The sequence below is a fragment of the Methanococcoides sp. genome, from assembly GCF_030594565.1.
GTDB lineage: Archaea > Halobacteriota > Methanosarcinia > Methanosarcinales > Methanosarcinaceae > Methanococcoides > Methanococcoides seepicolus.
This window is the reverse complement of sequence record NZ_JAUVEY010000175.1, coordinates 1-3,594: the sequence shown is the minus strand read 5'-3', so window position 1 is coordinate 3,594 and position 3,594 is coordinate 1. Positions and strand designations below refer to the sequence as shown.

General features: G+C 42.5%; 5 protein-coding genes. 1 reads left to right on the top strand and 4 read right to left on the bottom strand.

Annotated features, from left to right (window positions below):
* The first annotated feature begins 2 nt into the window (after positions 1–2).
* Complete coding sequence (gene tatA, locus QAS77_RS11035) at positions 3–305, top strand: twin-arginine translocase TatA/TatE family subunit (RefSeq protein ID WP_305065579.1); 303 nt, start codon at positions 3–5, stop codon at positions 303–305.
* Between the two features lie 22 nt (positions 306–327).
* Here the strand turns inward: tatA and hypE are convergent, their stop codons facing one another.
* The 4 genes from hypE to hypD form a co-directional block, all read right to left on the bottom strand.
* Positions 328–1,380, bottom strand: a complete 1,053-nt coding sequence (gene hypE, locus QAS77_RS11030) for a hydrogenase expression/formation protein HypE (protein WP_305065577.1) — start codon at positions 1,378–1,380, stop codon at positions 328–330.
* A 23-nt stretch (positions 1,381–1,403) separates the two neighbouring features.
* Positions 1,404–2,054, bottom strand: a complete 651-nt coding sequence (gene hypB, locus QAS77_RS11025) for a hydrogenase nickel incorporation protein HypB (RefSeq protein ID WP_305065575.1) — start codon at positions 2,052–2,054, stop codon at positions 1,404–1,406.
* Positions 2,055–2,074: 20 nt separating this feature from the next.
* Complete coding sequence (locus tag QAS77_RS11020; protein ID WP_305065573.1) at positions 2,075–2,506, bottom strand: hydrogenase/urease maturation nickel metallochaperone HypA; 432 nt, start codon at positions 2,504–2,506, stop codon at positions 2,075–2,077.
* Between the two features lie 2 nt (positions 2,507–2,508).
* Positions 2,509–3,594, bottom strand: a 1,086-nt coding sequence (gene hypD / locus QAS77_RS11015; RefSeq protein ID WP_331522696.1) for a hydrogenase formation protein HypD, incomplete at its 5' end; no start/stop codon positions are given.

The following is a 3,594-nucleotide window of genomic DNA, read 5'->3' as shown; positions in this document are numbered from 1 at the left end:
TAATGATCGGAGGATTGGGGTCTGGCGAACTATTACTTATATTCGCAGGATTATTGTTACTTTTTGGTGCAAGTAAGTTGCCGGAACTGGCACGCTCAATGGGAACTTCCATGGGTGAGTTTAAAAAAGCACAGAAAGAATCGGAACTTTCATTAAAGGACTTTGAACGTTCTCTTGAAGATTCGTATTCCGGGGTTGAAAATAAGCCCGATGTGAATAAGGTGGCAGCAAACCTTGGTATCGATACTAAGGACAAGACTGATGATCAACTTCTTTCTGAGATAAATGTACTGTTGCAGAAGTGAGCGGTTAAGGGAGTGAGGGATGTCAACATACTCTTGGAATGGGATCCCCAACAGGCATGTTCAATTGACGCAGGCTTCCAATGGGTGTTCTTAGTAACACCTTCCCCTGATGTTCTGCAACAACCTTTCCTATAATGGCTGCATCCTTTCCATATTTATGGCTATGCAGTAGCTCCAGTACTTCATCAGCATATTCCGGTCTAACGCCCATAATGGCTTTACCTTCGTTTGCGATCTCATATGGGTCCAGCCCCAGCATCTCGCATGCAGACCTTACTGCGCTTTTGGTCGGAATATCATCTTCCTCAAGGATAACACCAACATTGCTTTTCTGTGCCATTTCATTGATACTGGCAGCCAATCCTCCTCTTGTAGGATCTTTCATCGCTGTTATGGCACTTCTTTCATCATGTGTTGTTATTTGTAGCGGCTTTTCCAGAAGATCGTTCAGTGGTGAAACATCAGATTCCAGTTTAGTATTGAAGTTGAACCCCTCCCGATGTGACAATAATGAAATTCCGTGGTCTCCTATGGTACCCGTCAGTATGATCATATCTTCCGGGCTAAGGCTATTGTCCCTTATAATTCGGGGTGCAAAACCTATCCCGCTGGTGTTTATTATTATGGAATCCAGTTCATTTCTTGGTATTGTTTTGGTATCCCCGGTTACAATGGCAACTCTCGCCTCTTTTGCTGCAAGGTCCATGGATCGGATTATTTCTTCAAGCATTTCACTTTCAAATCCTTCACTTACGACGATGGCACATGTCAAAGCAACTGCTCTGGCCCCCATTACTGTAAGGTCGTTCACAGTTCCACAAACAGCCAATTTCCCAATATCTCCTCCTGGGAAGAACAATGGTTTTACAACATGGCTGTCAGTGGTAATGACAATTTCATAACTGGAATTAAAGTCTGCAGGTAAGGTAATGGTGGCACCATCATCAAGGTCATCAAGTCCGACCGTTCCTGCCGATCGGTTTGAAATGTTGTCTACTATCGACTTGCTGATCAATCCCTGCATGACTTGACCGCCGGCGCCGTGTTCCATTGTGATGATGTTTTTTTTTGTCATAATTCCTGCTTCGGTATGAAGTTTTAAATATAAGATGATATTTTCGAACACCACTGTTCGATACTTTCAGTATCGCGTATCGATGTCAACAGGATCGGGATGTTTGGATTCAGTTGTCTCACATCACGTTCCATTTTCTCGCAGTCTGCATAAACTGCTTCTGCAATGTCTGTTTTGTGGATCACTGCAACATCTGCGGATCTGAAGATCATTGGATGTTTGAGTACGATATCATCTCCTTCTGTAACGCTCACTATCACTATGCGTAGATGTTCTCCAAGTTTGTAATCTGTCGGACAGATGAGATTTCCTACATTTTCCATGAATAGGATGTCAATATCACGAAGGTTCATTGAGCTTAGGACATTTTCTATAAGGTTTGCATCAAGGTGACATTCACGTCCGGTATTCACAGGAATCGTTGTAATACCAAGCTTTGCAAATCTTGCGGCATCCATATCCGCTACTACATCGCCTGCAATTACTGCTATACGATAATGATCTCCAAGTATTTCTATTGCTTTTTCGATAAGGGTTGTCTTGCCTGACCCTATGGCACCCATTATATTGATAGCGAACACACCATTTTTGTCAAGAAGTTCCTTATTTTTCTCTGCAAGCATGTCGTTTGCTTTAAGCACGTCGTGACCTACATTTATTACATGCATTAACATCGTATCATCCTCTTAAAATATCATTGTTCAATATCAATACTCTGGATAATAAGTTCCCTGCCGCCGGATGCATGTAACATCTTCTCACATTTTGGGCAAGGCGTCTCAAAGAATGCTCTTATCCCATGGAATTCATCCGGCTCTTTGAGAAAATCCAAAATATTCCTCTTTTCTTTAGCTTCTCTTTTAGTTGCAGAATATATGACCTCGCCTTTTTCATAATATCCGCATTCACATTCCATATTCGGGAATATTGCTTGCAATACGATATCTGCATCCTTTGCAATGGTATCTGTCATCAGTGTTTTAAGACAGAACAATAACTGCTCCGGATTTATATGTGTCAGCTTTCCTACTCCAAGGGTTATAGCTCTGATTTCCTTTGCCTGGTTTGCCTCTGCTATGGACATGACATTTTTTACAACCTCGCAGGCAAGTGAATATTCGTGCATTTTCACACATTCCTGTACTGATACCAGTTGTAGCACATACCTTCCTGACTGACCATACAGGAACCTATTGGTGTCACAGGTGTACAATCTGTTCCAAAGAGTGGGCAATGATCGGGTTCTTCTTTGCCTTTCAAAATATCAGCACATCTGCATTTGTCAACATTGATACGTTCATACGATGTCTCTTTTTTGTAGGACCTGATCACATTTTCATGAACCAATACCGCATCATGATCTGCAAATTCATTCTTTAGCCTGAGTCCTGAGCTCTTAATGGTGCCAAGTCCTCGCCATTGTGCATCTACAACATCAAAGACACTTGCCATCATTTCCTGTGCTTTCATATTTCCTTTTCTTCTTACAACACTCGGATATGCATTTTCAACAATGGGTCTGCCTGAACGGCTCTGTTCCAGCAACATGAGGATGGATAGCAGCACGTCATTTGCTTCAAATCCGGCAGAAACGATTGGAAACCCCAGGTCTGCAAATTGCTGGTATGGTTGTATGCCTGTAATGGCACAAACATGCCCAGGAGCTATGAATGCATCTATGTTCGTTTCATCGAGTAGATTTAAAAGAGCTGGGGGGATCAGTCGGTGTGATGTGAGTAAACTGAAGTTCTTAGGGGGCTTGCGTAAAAGCGTGGCCGCATTGGTGGGTGCAGTAGTTTCAAATCCTATGGCAAAGAACACAACATCATGACTGGGATGTTCTTTTGCTATTGTAATTGCATCATCGATACTGTAGACCGTTCTTATATCGCATCCTTCTGATCGTGCTTCCATAAGATTCATTGAGCTTCCGGGAACGCGAAGCATATCTCCATAAGATGTTATTATTATGCCAGATCTTGCAAGTGCGATCGCAATGTCGATATCCTCAACTGGGGTAACACATACGGGGCAACCCGGACCGCTCAATATTTCTATTTCTTTTGGCAATACGTTCCGTAATCCATAGCGTGAGATCGTTCTTTCATGGGTGCCACAGATATGCATGATGCGGATGGGCCTTGAACGATCACAAATACTTTTTAGCAGCTTTGCCTCCATGGACATATTATTCATCATTCTCCAATTGTTCAA